This is a genomic window from Microbulbifer sp. ABF4_148 (genome assembly GCF_056158985.1).
This window is the reverse complement of the sequence record NZ_JBSWUI010000001.1, coordinates 3,825,118-3,844,588: the sequence shown is the minus strand read 5'-3', so window position 1 is coordinate 3,844,588 and position 19,471 is coordinate 3,825,118. Positions and strand designations below refer to the sequence as shown.

The following is a 19,471-nucleotide window of genomic DNA, read 5'->3' as shown; positions in this document are numbered from 1 at the left end:
GAGATAAATTCCCTTCGCAGCACAGGCCACTTGCCTGCCTGCCGGCGACAGGCTAGTCCCAGGCCAATAGATCTGCATCCTCAAGTATTGCCTTGATTGGTGCGAGATTTTCTTGGTGATTTTTCCATAGATTTCTCGAGGCGCGGTTGATCGGTCTGCGTACCTGGGCGGCGCTGGCGGTAGCGGTGCCGCGCCCCTCCATCTGATAAAACTTCAAATAGTCTTCCTGCCACTCCAGCCTGCAGAATTCGAATACTTGGCGGCCTGTTTGCGACGGCCTGTCGGTCAGCGACTCATAGTGTACGTTCAGGAATCCTCCGGCATATACGTGTTGCCAGTGGTGCATCAGTCGTCGATAGGCGGAGTAATACTGTGCGAGTATTACCTGGTTGTAGGAGTAGGGGTGCGCACCGCGCGTGGCGCTGCTGCGAAACAGGGTTTTGAGGATGGCATAGCAAGTATCCATTGGATCTCGACAGATGTGCAGGATTTTGGCCGCCGGTAGTGCTGCCCGTATGGCACCCAGGTAGAGATAGTTGGCCGGATTTTTGTCGATGAGCAGACTGTTTGCGGACGATTCGGTTCGTCGCGCCATTAACTCGAGGTACTCTCTTCCCAGCGCAGCGAAATTGATTTTCGGACTGTTGCGGATGAGTGCAATCTGGTCAAATGGTTGCGACGGCGAGAGCAGGCCGGCGTGCCTGTAGAATAACTGTCCGAAGGTCTCTGGCTCGCCAGCGGACTCGACACCAGCATGCGCGCTTAATAGACGGTCAACCAATGTGGATCCGGTTCGCGGCATCCCCAGTATAAACACTACGCCTTCACCCAGCTGTTCATCGGCGCTCGGAGGCGGGCGTGACCAGGCTTCAGTCATCGCCTCAATCGCTGCGATATCGCTATCCGGTTGGTACTGCAAGTGTGCCTGCTGTAATCGGCATCCCGCATCCAGTGCGCTGAAGCTTTCGCGATAGCGCTGCAGGTCTTCCAGTTCCTTGGCCAGCGAAAAGTACAGCTGCACTTTTCCCTCGCGCGTATGGGTTGCCTGCAATTGTGTCTGCATCTGCTCGATGTGATGGTTGTTTTTTGTCTGGCGTTGGAGCCCGGAGCGCAGCCAGTAGGCCGGATAATAGTCTGGCGCCAACGTGATGACTTGATCGTAAAGGTGCTCGGCCTCTTCCAGCCTGCCCAGTGCACGTAGCGCGGCTGCGCTATTGAATAGCAGCTCCGGATCGTTTTGTTTGTTTGCCCGGGCACGCTCGAATGCCGACAGGGCTGCAGCATGGTCTTCACAGAGAGCCAGCAAATATCCTGCGCGCGCGGCGAGTTCCGGCTGTTCGGTAGCTGCGACCAGGTCCGTGTCCAGTACGGCCCTTGCCGCACCCAGGTCCCCTTCCTTTACAAGGAGGCTGGATAAGTGCACTTGGAGTGACAGGCAGGCCTCTGTGTCCGCGCTGCGGAGATTGGCAATGGCGCTTGCCAGACAGGCTTTCGCCGCTTCCAATTGCCGAGAGGCGATCAGTATGTCGGCTTTCAAGTGCCAGTTTTTCGCCGTGGATGGGGCGAGTTCGAGAGCCCGGTCCACGTTCGCGTGTGCCGCCTGGTGATTGCTGCGGGACAGTGCGGCTTGCGCTTTGCGGAAAAAAGCCTCGGCTTCCGTCGCAATTTCATCCGAAACCATGACTTGCATCGGGTGCTTCCGTTTGTTGTTTATACGGTTATTTGAGAGGCAAAGCGCGGCGACGATTGCCGCGCTTTGCCAGTTTTACCGCTTAGGTGGTTTTAAAAATCCAGCGTCGCTCCAAGGAAGGCGTAGCGACCCAGAGCGTCGTAGGTGCCGGGGAAGGTATTGCCATTGCCATAGATTTCCGCGCCGGCATCAGAGGTGAGCGGCGGTTCTTCGTCCAGAACATTGGTGATACCCGAGCGGATCGTAATGCGTTCGGTGGTTGCCCAGGCCAGAGAGACATCGAAGTAATCGATCGCATCAAAGTTGGCCTGGTTGGTTCCCAGATCATCGACTGAACTGAGATGTCGCCAGGCTCCCGTCACACTCAAGCCATCCACCGGAGTCCCCCAGGTCGCACGCAGGGTGCTGACGAACTCAGGCGTTGGGTCTGCACAGGAATTGCCCCAGTAGCCGACGCAATCGATGACTTCCGCACCGGGAATTTCCTGCTGGTCCCATTTGGTAAGGTAAGTAGCGATATAGTTGAGTTCCATATTGCCCATGTCGCCCAGTTCAAGGCCGTAATTGGCGTTGATGTCGATACCGGCTGTCTGGAAGAAACCAATGTTCACATTGGTCGACACGATGGAGGCGCTGCCGATCCACAAGTTACCGTTCGGTCCCCGGTTGATCTTGTTACAGAGAGCGGTATCGCCACTGGCCAGGCATTGGTCGAGCAGGAAGCCCGGATCCACTGCGTCAATGGCATCGGTGACTTCGATGTCAAAATAATCGACGCTCAGACTCAGGCCGTCGATCTGGCTTGGTGTATAGACGAAGCCTACCGCGATGGTTTCAGATTCCTCCGGGCTGAGTTCGGGATTGCCGCCCTGCACATAGTTGTACTGGCCGGCTGGGCTATTCGGGATGCTGCCATATTGTTCCTGCGTTACACCCGAGTTCGCACATTCGCTGAGGCTCGCCGTTGGTGTCGCACCGCCACAGGGATCGATATCCATATCAAACAGTGCCAAGCCCTGTCCGGTAAACAGCTCGCGGATGTTGGCATGACGCGTCGCCACCTGGTAGCTGGTGCGAAGTTTGAGGTCTTCAATCGGCTGCCAGTCGACCCCGACTTTATAGGTGTTGGTGGTAACGTCGGTGGAGTAGTCAGAGTAACGATAGGCGAGCTCCAGACCCAGGTACTCGGCACCCGGTGCGCCGGAAATCAGCGGTGCATTCAATTCAGTAAATGCCTCGCGTACGCTGAGAGAGCCGCTCACCGGATTCGTTGGCCCGCCTTGTCCTGCGCCATCGCCGGTGCGGTAGCCGCTGTCCGGGCTGAAGGTCAGGGCTTCCCTGCGGCTTTCCAGGCCGAATACCATTGCCAGACCTTCCTCAGCAGAGGGCAGCTGTAAACCGTAGTTGCCGAGGTCCGCTGTCACGTAGCCGGAATAGATTTCCTGCTCCGTGGTACCGCGGGCAAACAGCGGCAAGATCAGGTAATCGAGCGCTTCCTGGGTAACCCCATCCTCGCGGAAAATATTCCAGGGCACACAATTGGGATCGGACCCGTCCAGTGCCGACTGGCATACCGCCTCGCCACTGTCGGGATCGGTGACGACATTGAGTGCACGGCCGATACGGGTGGTAGAGAGATCGTTGAGGTATGTCTGTTCCATGCTGACCTCCGCATACTGTGCGTAGAAGTCGTAGGACCAGGTTTCATTGATATCACCGCGTATGCCAAATACGCCGCGGAAAGTGGTGTGGCGAATGTCATCCTGACGGGGGCCACCTTCTACATTGCGTCGGCCAATGTAGTAGGGCGCATCCTCATCGGGGCTGAGCCCCGCGCAGATCAGATCCCGCTGTTGATCGGACAGGAGCGGATTGTCGCAGTTGATGGAGTCTGTAACGAAGAAATTACCCGACGGCGCGATCTGGGCAACGGTGCGATCATCCGCGAAGGATAGCTGGGTATATACCGTTGTGGCCTCGTTCAGATCGTAATGACCGAATACGCCCATGGTCCAGCGCTCATCCGGACGCTGGAAATAGTTGAGTGGACCGTAGTTGTAATAGTTGCCGTCCCAGGGCACAAACTCATCACCGGATACCGTGAAGTAATTCCCTTCAAAGTCGGAGAAGAAACCGGACGGCAGGGTCGCAGAACCGCCGCAACCAAACGAGGATGCCGGGCCGCCGCTCAGGGCGCAGCCGCTGTAATCACGATCGGACTGCAACACGGCCTCGATTCGGCGGAAGTTTGCATAGCCGGTGACATTGCCTCGTCCATCGTCCAGGTTGGCACCCATTATCAGTGAGAAATCGTTGATCTCCCCATCGGTGACGCTGCCATCGGCCACGTCATAACCACTATCCCTCACCAGATCCTGCATGAAGCGATTGTCGTTATCGTGCTGATAGGCGCTGGTCTGTGTCTCGAAGCGAACACCTTCGAAGTCGTCGACCATAATGAAGTTAATCACGCCCGCGATCGCATCGGAGCCGTAGGTTGCCGATGAGCCCCCGGTCAGTACATCGACCCGCTCCACAAGAGCGGCGGGAATCTGATTGAGATCCGCGCCGCTACCATCTTCGATGGGAGAGCCGGCGGGCATACGGCGGCCATCGATCAGTACCAGGGTGCGTTCCGGCTTGAGTCCGCGCAGGGAAACCGTGGCCGTTCCCGTAGAGCCGTTGGCAATCCCCGCATTCTGGGTCGCTGCCACCTGGGGCAAGTCGTTGATCAGGTCTTCAACGCGTACCACGCCGGTGGTTTTGAAGTCCTCTGCACTGACCGTTGCGATCGGACTGACGCTGACATCATTGGCTCTCTCGATACGCGTACCGGTGACGACAACCTCTTCCATGTCCTGAGCCTGGGAGGTTGGCTGATCCTGAGCAATGGCCATCGGCATCACCACCAATGTGGTTAATCCGATGGCACTTGCTACCGCTACTGAAAGTTTGCTTCTTTGCATATTGCATCCCTCAAAGTTGGGGCTTTGATTGTTGTTACATCCTTGGATGACAGCGTGACTGTTTGTTGGAAGCCGTTCGCCATCGAAACCATGCTGCCAGTGCTGAGGGGTAAGTTGGGTGAGACTGCGATCGAAGGTTGGTCTGGCGAGCCGAATCCCCGGTACTCGGGGGAACTCGGTTGGCCGACTGAGATGAAGTGTTGGGACGCTGGGATCAGTGGTTGGGTTCAGCCGTCATTGCGATGAAGCGAGTGGCGTGAATTTGTTTCTTTTCGTCTTATCGCAAAAAAAATTTGAACAATGAAATAGGTTTGAAATAAAAAAGGCCGCTGTTTCCAGCGGCCTTTGCGATCGAAATGAAGCCGTGCTTCAGCGATCTTCCTTTCAGGCAGTTTTGGCACCGCTCTCGCCAGGTTCGACCGGCTGAGCTGCTTCGCTGTGCCCTTCCCAATGCTTGGCCTTGAGGCTCAGCAGGGCAATGACGATACCGACACCGATACCAAACAGGCTGATCTGCAGGTAGAGGTTTGGCAGTTCAGAAATATTGTTCGGGTCATAATTACCGGCGAGCAGACCGGAAATGATGTTACCGATAGAGTATGTCAGTACGAACACACCCATCATCTGACCGGCAAAGCGGCGCGGAGACAGCTTGCTGACGGCACTCAGTGCCACCGGGCTCAGGCATAGTTCACCGACGGTGTGCAGGAAGTAAGTGGTCACCAGCCAGTATGGTGCGACTTTCAAGCCTTCAGCCGCATACTGTGCAGCCATAAACATAACGATGAAACCGGACGCCATGATCACCAGGCCGATCGCACACTTCAGTGTGTAGGACGGCGAGATCATGCGCTTGCCGAGATTGATCCACAGGGCGGCAAAGAATGGAGACAGGATGATGATGAAGGTGGGGTTCAGGTTCTGGAACCAGGTGACCGGTACTTCAAACGATCCGATCATACGGTCAGTGTAGTCGCGAGTGAACAGGTTCAGAGACGAACCAGCCTGCTCAAAACCGGACCAGAAACAGGCCGAAGCAACGCAGACCAGGAACAGGGCCCATAGCTTCTTCTTCTCACCGTCTTCCAGCTGACCGCCAAAATAGATCACACCAAAATAGATAAAGAAGATCAGGGTAAACGCGACCGCCACATACTTGGCCACTGCAACCGGATCGATGGTGATCATGCCGTTCATGGTCAGGCCTGTGATCAGGGCTACCAGCACGACAACGGCGCCAATGACCCGCCATGCGAAAGAGGTCTTGGCCGGAGTCATGGGGTTTTCCGGCTCGGCGCTGGCATCGCCCAGATTGCCGATGGTTTTGCGATACTGGACGAGACCAATTGCCATCCCCACGGCTGCGGCGCCGAAGCCCCAGTGCCAGCCGATATTCTCGCCGAAATAGCCACAGATCATGTAACCGAGTACGGAGCCGATGTTAATGCCCATGTAGTAGAGGGCATATCCGCTGTCCCGACGCACGTCTTCGGGCTGGTACAGGTGGCCGACCAGCGCGCTGATGTTGGGCTTCAGCAGGCCGGTACCAGTGGCGACCAGAATCAGTCCGATGAAGAAGGTGCTGCTGCTGGGAATCGCGAGCACAATATGGCCACACATGATAATGATGCCGCCATACCAGACGGTACGCTGGCCCCCGAGCAGGCGGTCAGCGATCCAGCCTCCGGGCAGGCCCAGGAAGTACACCGCACCGGTATACAGGCCATAGATGGCGGCGGCTGCGGCAACGGTGAAACCGAGGCCTTCTTCCTGGAGGCTGGCAGTCATGAACAGTACGAGCAGAGCGCGCATACCGTAGTAACTCATTCGCTCCCACATCTCTGTGAAAAAGAGGGTGGAGAGTCCTTTGGGATGGCCGAAGAAACCTTCGGCATTCTGGTGTGCATTCGACGACATAAGCTGAATTTCCACTTGTTATTGCTATGTCCGCGATCGACAGGCGACCGCGCCGAAGAACCCCGAACCATATTGAGCAGCACAGGCAGTACGCCGCCGCTCACATGTATCCGGGAAGCAGCCGGGGCCCCGCAGTAGGGATAGAGCCAGTAAGTGATTACTCACATTTGGCGGCCGGCTATTCAAAAAATAAAACCTCCCGAGTGTAACAGTTGCGGAATAGTCACGCGAATCGTTGCAGCTGAAACCGCTGAATTTGTCGCAAAGCTGTTCACAGTGAGGCTAAAAAGTGTTAAATCCTGTATAAAAGATAAACAGCAGAGGAAAGTAATGATGCGGCCCGGCATTCTGTTGATTGGTCTGCTGCTCCTGAGCGGCTGCAGTGGTGTGGCGCACCATGGTCAGGGCACAGCGGAGATGACCCCGCCCGATACGGCGACACTGCTGAGTGGCTCGGCGCTGTTTGATCGCCCCGTGCGGGAGTCTGAGCTCCCCACACCCGCCCTGATGGAACTCTCCCCTGAAATGGAGTCATTTCTTGCTGGAATCCGCCCCGGTGCGGCCCCGCAGCTTCGACTCGCCGCGCTGATCGACGCTTTTGAGGCGCAGCAGTTTAGTGTGGTGTATGACGCAGATGCGACCCTGACTGCCTCGCAGACCTTCCATCAACAACGTGGTAACTGCCTCGCGTTTACCCTCATGATGGTGGCGATGGCTCGGGAGCTGGGTGCTTCCGCTTATTTCAACGAAGTGGAGGTGCCGCCGGTCTGGGGCAACGACGACGAGCAAACCTTTGTTGTCTACCGGCACATCAACATGGTGTCCAAAAGTGCCCGGGGGCGTCGGGTCGTCGACTTCAACCTCGAAGCTTATGACCCGGTGTACGATCAGAGAAAACTTTCGGACACCAAGGCGTTCGCCCAGTTTTACAGCAACCGCGGTGTAGAATTGATGCAGGAAGGAGAAATTCGGCCTGCTTTCCTGCATTTCCGTAAAGCGCTATCCCTCAACCCGGCGAGTACCGATCTGTGGTCCAATCTCGGGGTTTTATACAGCAGGGCAAATCAACCGGCACTTGCGGAGCAGAGCTACCAGCAGGCGTTGCAACTTGATCCGGGCCACCTCGTCGCCATCAGTAATCTGGAGCGTCTGTTTCGCGCTGACGGTCGGCTCGAGCTGGCAGATGCGTATGCCAGCAGAGCGCGGTATCACCGACAGCGCAACCCCTATTACCTGTATTTCCAGGCGCGCAGTGCCTATGAGGGCGGCGAGTATAAACTGGCGAGCCAGCAACTCCGTCGGGCCCTCAGAATGTATAGCGATGACCACCGTTTCCATTTCCTAATGGGGCTGACGCGACTGCGTCTTGGGGAGCCGAAAAAGTCTCGCGAACACCTCTCGCAGGCGTTCCTGCTCGTGAGTAATCCGTCTGTCGAGAATATTTATGCGAGGAAACTCATGGCGATTTCCGAGGGTGAATTACAGCTGGAATCGCCCTCGCGCCCAGCGGATGACAGTAGAGTGCGCAGCGGTCACAGATTCCGCGGGATGCTCGATTGGAGGAATCGCGTTCACTGACCGTTGGTCGAACGCGGCGATCTAAAAAAGATGCGCGAAGTGTGGGAATCCCGGCTTTTCTCGCAGCTGAATGTACAGAGTCTGAAAAAGATCTGTTTGCGCAATTTGATCCAGTGCATTGATGGTATCGGCTAGCGTACCGTTATTTGCCCGACAGCACTCCATGTAGGTCGCCAAGACTGCCTCAATACTTTTGCCCCGAGCGCGTAACGTTTTCTCGATATGCAGGAAATAAATGGCGCCGCCCCAATACATGGTCGGATAATTTCTCGTGGCAATCAGCAAGGGTGTCGCACCGATAAAGGGTTGCTGTTCAAACTGAGTATTTGCGGCGTATGCATTACTCGCGCGCTGGATCCGCGCCTTGTATCGGGCCGATGATTGCTCCGGTGTTAATACGGACATCGTTTCCATCACCCGATATTGCATATAACTGGCAAATCCCTCTGCAAACCACGCGTTGTCGCGTCCCAAGTACGGTAGCAGCAGGTGGCTGAGCTCATGGGGGGCGGTCCAGTCCGCGAGGAATGCGTCAATGGGATAACTTGGATCCACATGGAAGTTAATACCCTGCCTCTCATCCCGCCGGGTATTGGCCCAGGGAACCGGCTCTCCGCGCCCATCGCGTCGATAAAAATGAATATGAATATCCATGGGAAGTGGCGCGACACGGGCCTCGAGAGCATCTTTGGTTTGTGTAATCCAGCGTACCAGCTTGTGCTTTTCCGCCGCAGTGAATTCTGCTTCCCAATGCCAGTGCACTGTTGACGTCGCGTAACTGGAAGGACTCAGCAGTAATGCGGCAAGAATCCACAGCAATGGGAGCATACGGGAAAAACAAGTCACAGGAATAAACCTCGCACGGTATCAGGTTATGCCGTCCGTTGTTTTTCTATAGTAATGGGCGGTGGTCAGAGTGTCTCGCTGGTTTCGTGAACGAAACTAAAAAGGGCGCCATGATTAGGCGCCCTTAATGGTTGTTGACGACAACGCGTCATTTACGAAAGCCGAACCTGTTTAGAAGCGGTAGCTTGCACCCGCCCACAGGTAGCGACCTTTGAAGTCATGACTGCTGTTCCAGTCGCCATAGCCTGAGGTGTCCGCCGGCTCTACATTGGTCACATTATCCAGGCCTGTTGACAGGCGCAGGGCTTCGGAGACATCCCAGCCAGCCTTCAGATTCACGTAAGTGTGAGAGGGCACGCTGGTATAGGCACTCTCGCCAGAACTGAGGTATTGCACTTCCGTTCCTGCTTCCCAATCGTTGCCCTGCCACATGGCGCTCGCCAGTCCGCGCCACTTCACATACATGCCGCTGGTGGTCCCCACGTAGTCGAGATTGTCTGATTCGGTACCGGACTGGTCGTTGTACTCCATGTACTCGAGCAGTCGAGTTGCCTGAGCGCGCAGCGCCAGATTACCGGCGTCGAAGCCGATATTCTGAACGATGTCCAGGTCGATACCGCGGGTATCGATTCGACCAATATTCATCTTGGCGCCTTCCAGCTTGACGATCTGGTCGCCGGCACCACGGGTTACAAAGGCACAAGCGCTCTGGATGCCATCGCGGTAACAATCATCGAGAATTCGCTGAAGGTCCGGGCTGGTGATCGCATCGTCGATCTGAATGTCGAAGTAATCCAGGGTTACCGAGAGATCTTCAACAAAATTGGGTGTCCACACCAGGCCAGCCGTAAAGGTTTTTGCTTCTTCAGGAGTGAGGTCTTCGTTGCCGCCAATATTGGTGGGCACCTGGTTGCCACTTTGCTCGAAGCCCGGGCCGACCATTGCGCAGTTTTCGCCTTGTCCCTCAGTATTTGAGGCAGCGGTGCTGCACGGATCGATCAGGAATTCATAGCTTTGTGCCGCGCCACTGTAAAGCTCGTAGACACCGGGTGCACGGAAAGCGGTGGAGAGGCTGGTACGGAAACGCAGGCTGTCGATTGGTGCATACACCACACCGAGCTTACCGGTGCTCTGTCCACCGAAAGTGCTGTAATCGGAGTAGCGCACGGCCAGGTCTGCAGATAGTTCTTCTGCGTAGGTGGCACCCTCTAGGATCGGTAATTTTAATTCCGCAAACACTTCCGCAACATCGTAGTCGCCGCCGGTCGCGTCTTGCTGGTTACCGAAGGTATCTCCGCTGCGAGTTTCTTCGCTCGGATTAAATTCACCGGATTCCTTGCGGTATTCGATACCAGTGGCAAACCCGGCAGGACCACCCTGGAAGCTGAGCGCTTCGATATCACCGGAGAGTGCTGCACCGATGTTGACGAGTTCATACTCGTTATCTTCGCGGTCGGTGTAGCTGAAATAGTCGATGATTTCCGGGCTCATACCGCCAGCAAAGTCGAAGTCGATGCCCGCGCTGCCATCAAAAATTTCATTCAGCTTGCGCTTGTTGTAGGAATTTGCCGTGGTATTTTCGCCTTTGTTCTTGCCATAGCTTGCGAAGGTGTCCCAGCTCCATCCGTTGGCAAAATCACCGCGCAACCCACCTGCGAAGCGGAAGGTATCGGTGGTTTGTTCATAGTCGCGGGTACCGCCTGCGACCGGACGGATACGCATATCATTAAAGCCATCGACCCAGCTATCGCCCGGGTAGGCTGGCATTTGATCTTCAGCCACGCCCGCAGCGACGGCTGCATCGTATGCGTCTTTCGCGGATTGCCATTCCGCCTGCAATGCATCCTGTAGTTCTTGCGGCAAGTGGGTCGACGGATCAATGTTGAAGCCATTGCCGGCGTACATTGGCTGGGCGGCCAGTTGCTGATTGGTGGTTTTTCGGGTGTAACTGGCTTCACCGAATGCCTCAACACTGTCAGTGATGGAGTAGGTACCGGCCAGATTCACGCTGCTGCGCTCCATAGCGCCGGATAGCCACATGTGCTGTCCGATATCGTACGGTGTCCAGCCTTCGCTAATCGATTGACCATCCTCACCGACGGTAAAACTGCCATAGCTGGTAAAGATATTGCCGTTCGGCGACATGGAACTCATCAGTCCTGCCCACTCGCGATCATCGTAGGTGATTTCGTCGCGCTGGCTGTGGGAAATATTGCCGATAAAGTTGCCGCGCTCGCCGGTGCCGCCGAAGGTAATCGAGAGGTCTGCATTTTCGCCGCCACCCTCAGTGGTACCGCCCGCGCGTGCGGTCACTTCGACACCTTCAAAGGATTTCTTGGTGACGATATTGATCACGCCGGCAATCGCGTCGGACCCATAGACGGCGGATGCGCCATCGGTCAGAACATCGATCCGTTCGATCATGGCTACCGGGATGTTATTCATATCCACCGCGGAACTGACACCGGAAGCAGAGGAAACGAATCGGCGTCCATTCACCAGGACGAGTGTGCGCGAAGAGCCGAGGTTACGCAGGTCGACAAATGCCAACCCCTGGCCTCCGTTATTATCGTTGGCGTTGATGCCGGTGGTGCCCATGGAGGGCAACTGGTTGAGGAGTTCATCGATCGTGCCAACGCCGGAACGCTGGATGGCCTCGGCGTCAACGACGGTGATCGGACCGGTAGTGGAGAGGGGATCCCGCGCGATGCGGGAGCCGGTCACGATGACTTCCTCTACAGCGGCCCCGGGCAATCCTTCTTGTGCAGCAGCGACGCCTGACGCGATGGTGCCCATTGCCGCGATGGCGACACTCAGCTTGGTCTTGAACATAAATGCATCCTTCTTATCACATTGAACTTATGAAGAAATTATTACTTTGTTGTTTTTATGTGCTGGACGACTTTATGCGCCAATAGTTATTTATGTAAATAACCTGCCATAAGTGATTTATGTATGTGGCCTATCTGTTGATTGTTAAGTATTCAGTTTGGTTGTTTAGTGATCTAGGCGGGATTATATTTATCCTAATATTTAGTGATTTATTGGTTTGTTATCTATAAGTATATTTATTTATAAGGATGGACAATGCTAACTGCGAGATTTGAGCGCCTCGGTGTTTGCCGGGGCGCATCAATAGACTCTTCGGTCGTACGGAGCCGATCGTGGGGAGGGGAGGATTACACGAGCATTTGAGTGCGATCCCCCTGTCGTGGATTCGGAGTTTTGCTGGTGTATTAATCGAGACTCTGTTTGATACCGTCCAGAAACAGTTGTACTGCCAGCATCACCAGAACCATACCCATCAATCGTTCGACCGCGATCAGGCCACGTCCGCCGAGTAACTTGGCCAGCGGGGACGATGCCAGCAGGATTACGGCGGAGACCGCCCAGGCGCCCAGTAGTGCGAGCGTCCAGTCCAGTAGTGCTCGCCCTCGCTGTTGGTCATCAACATCAGAATCGCCATGGTCGAGGGGCCCGCCACAAGTGGTACCGCGAGCGGCACGAAGAAGGGTTCGCCCTCGACGCGCTCCCCCATGATGCCGCCTTCGCTCGGGAAGACCATTTTGATGGCGATCAAAAACAGGATGATCGCACCGGCAATGCGGATTGCCTCCTGCGACAGTCCCAGCCACGCCAGGACAAAACGCCCTCCGTACAGGAACACGAGCAGGACGATCAGCGCGAAAATGAGTTCGCGCATAATGACGAAAAGTTGACGTTTTTGCGGCACATTCTTCAGTGCGGCGAGGAAAATGGGAATGTTCCCCAGGGGGTCCATAACAAACAACAGGGTGAGGAATGCGGTTAGGGTGTCCAAAGTATCTCGTCCATATTGAGCGTGAGGCTTTTCGATGCTGGCTGGAGGCTTCTCCATAGGGGGCGTTATTTTTGCGAATTATAGTCTCTGTTGCGCCAATTGAAGTTTGAGGGAGGAAAGCAGTGGGGTACGCATCAATAAAAAAGCCCCTTTGCCTTTCGGCAAAGGGGCTGATACGAAGGAACAAGCTAAGTTATTGACTACTTACTCGTTCCTGCTGACTGCTGATTAGAACTTGTAGTTGACACCTGCCGTAACGTAACGACCAAGAATGTCGTAAATGCCGATCGCGGTGAAGGAATTCACAGCAACAGGCGGTTCCTCATCGAACACGTTGCGTACGGACAAGCTGGCACTTAGGTTTTCATTGAAGTTATATCCAACAAACGCATTGTGCAGCCAATAATCCGGAGCGACAGGGATATCGCGCGATTCAGCGGTATCGTCGTTGTCGACATTGGCTTCACCGATGTACTGTGCACGCCAACTGGCACTCAGATTGTCAAGGGTGTAGGACAGTGCCAGTGTGTTTTGCAGCTCGGAATAGCCAATCTCACCTTTGTCGACTTCCAGGTCCTTGCCAGTTACAGAGAACTGCTGCTCCTTGATGTGGTAAGTCTGCATTGCCACATTGAAGGAACCAGGTACATTCCACTGGTTTAGATCGAAGTTGTAATTGATGTCGGACTGCACGGCGCTAAAGTTGTAAAAACCGGCATTGCGGAAACCGGTGGTGAAGTCCACGATCTGGAAGTTCTCGTCGCGAGTAAAGTTTCCACAGGCCGCGTTGCCCTGGTCGCCATCGTAGCAGGCTTCCATCAGAATCGTCAGGGACAGGGACTCGATCGCATCTTCGATGTCGATATTGACCCAGTCAACCGACCACTCCAGGCCGTCCACAAAACCTGGCGCCCAGACAAAACCGAAAGTAGAAGCGTCGGCTCGCTCATTCAGCAGGCCAGCGTTACCACCGGTAAAGCCTTGTTTGGTCGCGTTAACAATTTCAGACTGATAGCTGTTCGGATCGTATGCGAATCCTGCGGCAGCAGCTTCTGCCTGACAGTTAGCCAGTCGCTGAGCCGGGTTTTCGCCCTGACCGACAAATCGCTCGTCACAGGGATCACTGGCGCTTGAGAACGTCTCGGACAATGGCAACAACGCTTCCGTTACAGCAGGTGCCCTGATGGACTCGGTCACGTTACCGCGCAGAGTCAAATCGCCGATTACAGGGACATCCAGCAGGATTCGGGTACCGATAGACCAGGTGTCATCGGTACCAGCCTGGGAGTGGTCGACATTCCGCCAGGCGCCTTCGAATTCCATTCCGGCTACACCGGGGATCAGGTCATCCGGAATTACCGGGATTAGGAATTCAGTGTAGGCTTCTTTGGTATCAAAGCCGCCGGAAAGCGGTGACAGTGCGGCGGAACGGCCAAGACCCTGACGCATGAAGTCGTCAGGTCTGAAGGTGGACAGCTCATCGCGCATCTCGTAACCAACGGCTACGGCGAGAGGACCTGCGGGCAGGTCGATAACATCACCATTGAGGTTAAAGCTGATGATTTCCTGTTCCAGGTCACCATAGGTGAACCCCTGGGTGGTAACGTAGTTGATCGCCGCCTGATCGGTAACAATACCCAGTACGTTTAACGGTACACAATCCGGGTCGGAAGACGCGCATACGATGTTGCCGCTGCCATCAGTAGTAACGTCGATAGCCTTCTCGTAGTTCTCCTGGATCAGCTGAGTGCGCGCAGTTTCAGAGCTGGTTTCTCCCTTGTTATACGAAAAGTCCCACGCCCAATCACGGCCAGCCAGGGAGAAGTCGCCCTTGACGCCCAAAACGTAGCGCAGCATTTCATTCTCGCCGCCAGTGCGGCCGCTCTGGGACAGGTCGTTCATTGCTTTGTGCAAATAGAACACGCCATCTGCAGCGATACCGTTAGCCGTCAGATATGCACGGTCCTGATCGTTCAGGTAAGGGTTGTTGATGGAGACCGGCAGAGCAGCGGAATCGCCACCGAAAATACCGGATTGATAGAACGGCTGAGCATTGGGGTCACTGGATTCGGAGGTGTAGTAATTCAACTCCGCATAAGCTTCGATATTATCAGTGATATCGTAGTGGCCCAGTGCGTTAAACAGGTGACGTTCGATCGGTGCCCGGATTGAGTCATAATCTTGCAGCAGCAAGCCGTCACCACCAATGAAGTTGATGATGCTGCCGGAAGGCGTGCCGAGATCCAGTTGGGTCAAGTGACCGTCACGGCCAAAGCCCAAAGCGTTGCCATCGTCATCGTACATCGCGTTGATACCAAGCGCGAACAGAGGAAGACCGCCACCCTGAGTCGGAACGCCTTCCTGGGTCAGTACGGCGATAGAGCGGCCTTTATCAAAGATGCGATCAGGAATACCGTCGGTCGCACCTTCGCTCTCTGGGTTTTCGAAGAAGTAATAGTAATCGCGAGTGAAGGCGCGGTCATTCATCAGTACCGCGTCGGTCTTATTATATTCATAACTGGCTACAACATTACCGCGGTCATTGTTGAAATTTTGGCCGATGGTGATGGACGCTTTATGGTCGCCAGCATCATTTTCGCCATCAGCAAAGCCCGAGGTGAACTCGGTTTCCACACCTTCGAAGTCATCTCTCAGGATGACGTTAATAGTGCCGGCAATGGCGTCTGAGCCGTAGATCGGCGCACCACCGATGGAGACCACTTCAACACGGTCGATGAGCGCTGTCGGCAGGGAATTCAGGTCAACCTGCAAACCGCCGTCTGCACCAAATGCAGTAGGAGCATTGGCTGATACTACCCGGCGACCGTTGACTACGGTCAACGTACGCTGGGAGCCCAGGCCATAAAAATCAGCGAACGCCTGGCCTACGTTGTTGGGATCGGATTCCGCCAGGTTGGTACCGGAGGCGGCCATCATCGGCAGGCTGTTCAGTGCATCAGAGACGTTGGTAAAGCCATTTCTGCCAAAGAAGTCTTTGTCCAAAGTGGTTGCAGGCTGCATGGTGTCGAAACCAGCTCGTGCAATTCGCGATCCGGTTACATACACCTCTTCGATTAGCTCGGCTTCGGGTTTTTCCTTGGACTCTGCCTCGGTCGCATTCTGTGCAAAAGCTGGAACCATAATTGCGGCTGCAGTAAGGCCGATGGCCCCTCTTACAGCAAGGGAAAGAAGATCCTTTTTCATTGTGCTTACTCTCTTGACCATTAGATTTTTCGAGAAGCGCCCGATCTCGGGCGAGAGGAGTCTCGGCATCCCCGATGCGAGTCTTTGAATCCTCTAATATGAAACGAACAAGAGAAAGCTTTCCTCAATATTTAGAACAATATTTCCATTTCATGGAAAATTTAGCTTTTTTGGATCTTTCTATGCATTTTGTACGCAGAATTTAGAATTTTGTCGCGAAAAACATTTTCGTTGGTCGATGCTTCCTACTTGAGGAGATCAAGATCCCCCTGAGCAAAGCGAAGGAGCGTGTTTCTCTGGCGCGACGGCTGGCGGCCTCCTTAGCGGCGGCCCAAGGATATATCTCGAAAAACTGGATCGAAATCCGTCCCCTGGGTTATGTATCGGGTGACAGGTCGAGATTAGTTTTGTTGGCGGAGCAGTGAAAAGTCGTGTGTGCAGTCGTGAAACAATGGATGAAATCACTATCGCTTAGAAAGTACGCACTAATCCCGGCTGAGCAAGAGCCCGTTTCATCGATTGAACCGGTCGGCATGGTGAGGATGTTGGGCTGGCAAATAACGGTAAATTGTTGAGGTTGTTAACAGGATACAGTGGATCGTGCGACTACGCTCTACGAGGAATATGACCTCGCGCGAGCGATACTGCCGTAGTATGGAAAATGCAACAAAGCCTTTTTGCGAAAGGCTTCATGCAAGATCATATATCGCCCACTTGTTTGCAGCACACTTTGTAATGCCGAGATTAATGTCTTCGAATTTTTCTTATGGCGTACCGGGAATCTCTGCGTTCTACAACTTCTAGCGCAACATGTAGAGAAGTATTGTTCTAAGTGGACTATTCTGGCTCAGTGAAGCACGAGTTAGACAGAAAATGTCAGGATTCCTGGAACCAACCGCTAATCGCAAGCCGAGCACGCGGCGCAAACGGAGCGACGCAGGTGACCGAATGTATTTCTTGTACATCAAAAAGGCAGAGAGAATTGTACATCGGGCTCCAGGACTCTGTAGGGTTTCCCGGTTGGTCAAAAAACTGGAGGATTCCTCCCCAATCAGGATGCCAGTCTGGGGTGAGGTTAATGACAAATGCTACTTTACGACCGTGAGGGCCGATATCATCGCGGTGGCGGGTCAAAAAATCTCCGGCACGCATTGCGGTAATTTGCGCTGTCGCAGAGCGAATTTTATTTTCCCCGGTAATAGAGCGCACAAGCTTCAGAACAGATTCACTGTTGAGCCATTCGAACAATGACTTTTCAGCTCCAGCCATGTTTTCATTGAGCCCTTGCCGTCCATACCAGAATCCCTCCCCATGCGCTGCTCCCGAATAGACAGCGTGAATTAGCTCTTGTCTTTGTTCGGCGGAGAGCTGTCTAAACTCTTCAGCGCTTACTTCAAAGTACTTTCCGTTTAGGGAGTAAGCTTGCCGAAACTGACGATCTTCGGAAGCTATTTTTGTCAACGCCAGGGCACTAGCGTCTTCAAAAAATCCGGGGATGCGACACTTGCCATCACGGCTGTAGTCAGTGGCATAGTTTTGAGCTGTAAAGTGTTTAATGTCAAAGCTGGATTCAGACATGGGTTTCTCAATCAAAATAAATATGGATATCTGTGACGTGTAGTGCAGACGTACGAGGTTGTTAGGCTAGGCGACGGGCATCAAAAGCAATGGTTATACGCTCTGCGTTATGCGCAAACGGGACCGTTCCATGCCACATGTAGCTGGGAAAAATCACGAGTTTGCCGACCGTTGGTTGCACAAACCGATGAGCTTTAAGGTGTTGGTTGTCCGGCAGGTCGAGGTTAGGTTCTCCCAACTTGAGCCAACCCTGATGGTCACTATCTGCGTCGATCTCCGGAAGCGCAACGTAGAAAACTGCACTTAACCAGCCCATAGGATGGACGTGCGACGCATGGAAACCGTTTTCTTTCAGGATTACAGACCAGGATCCGGAGAACTGCCATTTCTCGGCGGTACGAAAGCCAATGGACGTGTCGAGCAAGGTGCGAGTAGCCGAAACGTATTCAGATATTTTCCTGTTCGCCTGTGACTGTATATGCTGTACCAAAGGATTGGGATCTTGGAACAAGTTGCCACGCGTTTGAGATCCGTTTACCAGTGTCTGATCGATGGGCTCAAAGCTGCCCCCATGGATAGAGCATAAGTAGTGTTTCAGGTCTCGGCAGAATGCTTCAATTGTTTCGTAGCTCGAGGGTGGTTCAATGACAAACTCACGAACCATCTCTTTGTAATTATTAAGTTGAGCATACTTCTGATTTCCCGTGAGTCTCCAGCAAGTTCCGAGGTAAGCCAGGGCCATCTGGTCATCGGGCTGATCGAGGGTGACGCGTTCTAACAGTGTCTGCGCGGCCGCTTCATTTCCAGACTCTATTTGCATCCGCGCCAAGGATACGAGTTGCTCGGGGCTCGCGCTTGGGTCCTCTACTAGAGGTAGCTGAGCTGCAACTGCGCTAAAAATGTCTCCCGTCCCCTTGAGTGCGCGCCCAGAAAGACTGATTAATTCCGGGTTGCGCAAAAGCTCCGGATTGGAATTTTGGAGTTTTTCTATTTCTGTCAGTGCCTGTTTAAAACGAGAAGTGCAAATCAATGCATCAATATGCCCTAGATGTAGCTCAGTTGCCTGGGGATACATTTGCAAGACACCACGGTAAGAAGCCAGGAACTCATCATGTCTTCCTGTCTCCCAAAGTAGATCATTCAGATTTTTATGTGATGGAGCATAAAGCGGGTTGAGAGATATCGCCTTGCGATACAAGTCGATGGCCTGATCATTATCGGCGCAGTCAGAAAGCGCATTAGCAGCATTGTGAAACAGCTGATAATTTTTAATGCCTTCATTAAGCAGAGCCTGGAAAATCGTCAGTGCATCTCTCGGGGTCCCTGCGAGTCGGAGAGTTAGAGCCAAATTGTGGCGCAGTGGGACTGAGTTCGGCTTTTTTTCGATCAGTTGGCGATATACTGAAATGGCCTCGGGGTATTTTTCTTCTGCGCGGAATAGCTTTGCTTGGCTTTCTTTCAGTCGACTTTCGTCTGGCCAATTTTGCTTTGCAGTTTCGAGTTGTTGACGTGCGAAATCAATTTCGTCTGACTCAATAGCAAGATTAATTTGAGCTACATAAGCATCGAGATAGTCTGGCTTTTGTCGAATAGCCTCACCGTAAAGCTCTAGCGCCTGGCTGAGATTCCCCAACTGGTGCTCACAGCTGGCGAGGTTGTTGATCACGTGGGGCTGAGCGTTATGCAGCGCGAGCGAATGTCGCATTAGGTCTCTGGCCGACTCGGGCTGCCCAAGTCGTGCGTGTATGACGCCCAATAACTGTAGTGCATTGAAGTCTTTCGGGTTCGATTGCAGGTGGGTTTCGAGAAGCTGTTTTGCTGACGCGACATCCCCAGACTGCATTTTTTTGACGGCTTGCTCCAAGTACATGC

11 protein-coding genes are annotated in these 19,471 nt (G+C 54.0%); 1 reads left to right on the top strand and 10 read right to left on the bottom strand.

Features of this window, described 5'->3' with window-relative positions; translation table 11 throughout:
• Nucleotides 1-52: 52 nt before the first annotated feature.
• The 3 genes from ACXAD0_RS16895 to ACXAD0_RS16885 all read right to left on the bottom strand — a co-directional run bounded on the left by ACXAD0_RS16895 (nucleotide 53) and on the right by ACXAD0_RS16885 (nucleotide 6,573).
• Nucleotides 53-1,690: a tetratricopeptide repeat-containing sulfotransferase family protein gene (locus ACXAD0_RS16895; protein ID WP_475089850.1), complete on the bottom strand. Its 1,638-nt coding sequence runs from the start codon at nucleotides 1,688-1,690 to the stop codon at nucleotides 53-55.
• A gap of 92 nt (nucleotides 1,691-1,782) precedes the next feature.
• Nucleotides 1,783-4,656, bottom strand: coding sequence for a TonB-dependent receptor plug domain-containing protein (locus ACXAD0_RS16890; RefSeq protein WP_475089849.1), 2,874 nt, complete (start codon nucleotides 4,654-4,656; stop codon nucleotides 1,783-1,785).
• A 384-nt stretch (nucleotides 4,657-5,040) separates the two neighbouring features.
• Complete coding sequence (locus tag ACXAD0_RS16885) at nucleotides 5,041-6,573, bottom strand: peptide MFS transporter (protein WP_475089847.1); 1,533 nt, start codon at nucleotides 6,571-6,573, stop codon at nucleotides 5,041-5,043.
• 333 nt (nucleotides 6,574-6,906) lie between these two features.
• On the opposite strand from ACXAD0_RS16885, the gene ACXAD0_RS16880 reads away from it, so the two are divergent.
• The gene (locus tag ACXAD0_RS16880) at nucleotides 6,907-8,151 is read left to right on the top strand and encodes a tetratricopeptide repeat protein (protein WP_475089845.1); all 1,245 of its coding nucleotides are present in this window, start codon (nucleotides 6,907-6,909) and stop codon (nucleotides 8,149-8,151) included.
• 21 nt (nucleotides 8,152-8,172) lie between these two features.
• On the opposite strand, the gene ACXAD0_RS16875 is transcribed toward ACXAD0_RS16880, so the two are convergent.
• The 7 genes from ACXAD0_RS16875 to ACXAD0_RS16845 all read right to left on the bottom strand — a co-directional run bounded on the left by ACXAD0_RS16875 (nucleotide 8,173) and on the right by ACXAD0_RS16845 (nucleotide 19,469).
• Nucleotides 8,173-8,997: a hypothetical protein gene (locus tag ACXAD0_RS16875; RefSeq protein WP_475089844.1), complete on the bottom strand. Its 825-nt coding sequence runs from the start codon at nucleotides 8,995-8,997 to the stop codon at nucleotides 8,173-8,175.
• Between the two features lie 171 nt (nucleotides 8,998-9,168).
• Complete coding sequence (locus ACXAD0_RS16870) at nucleotides 9,169-11,829, bottom strand: TonB-dependent receptor plug domain-containing protein (protein ID WP_475089842.1); 2,661 nt, start codon at nucleotides 11,827-11,829, stop codon at nucleotides 9,169-9,171.
• 404 nt (nucleotides 11,830-12,233) lie between these two features.
• Entirely contained in the window at nucleotides 12,234-12,365 is a 132-nt protein-coding gene (locus ACXAD0_RS16865; RefSeq protein WP_475090415.1) for a MarC family protein, read from the bottom strand.
• A gap of 5 nt (nucleotides 12,366-12,370) precedes the next feature.
• Complete coding sequence (locus ACXAD0_RS16860) at nucleotides 12,371-12,817, bottom strand: MarC family protein (RefSeq protein ID WP_475089840.1); 447 nt, start codon at nucleotides 12,815-12,817, stop codon at nucleotides 12,371-12,373.
• 228 nt (nucleotides 12,818-13,045) lie between these two features.
• Nucleotides 13,046-16,021, bottom strand: coding sequence for a TonB-dependent receptor domain-containing protein (locus tag ACXAD0_RS16855; RefSeq protein ID WP_475089838.1), 2,976 nt, complete (start codon nucleotides 16,019-16,021; stop codon nucleotides 13,046-13,048).
• A gap of 876 nt (nucleotides 16,022-16,897) precedes the next feature.
• The gene (locus tag ACXAD0_RS16850; RefSeq protein ID WP_475089836.1) at nucleotides 16,898-17,599 is read right to left on the bottom strand and encodes a 2OG-Fe(II) oxygenase family protein; all 702 of its coding nucleotides are present in this window, start codon (nucleotides 17,597-17,599) and stop codon (nucleotides 16,898-16,900) included.
• Between the two features lie 61 nt (nucleotides 17,600-17,660).
• Nucleotides 17,661-19,469, bottom strand: a complete 1,809-nt coding sequence (locus tag ACXAD0_RS16845) for a tetratricopeptide repeat protein (protein ID WP_475089834.1) — start codon at nucleotides 19,467-19,469, stop codon at nucleotides 17,661-17,663.
• Nucleotides 19,470-19,471: the final 2 nt, after the last annotated feature.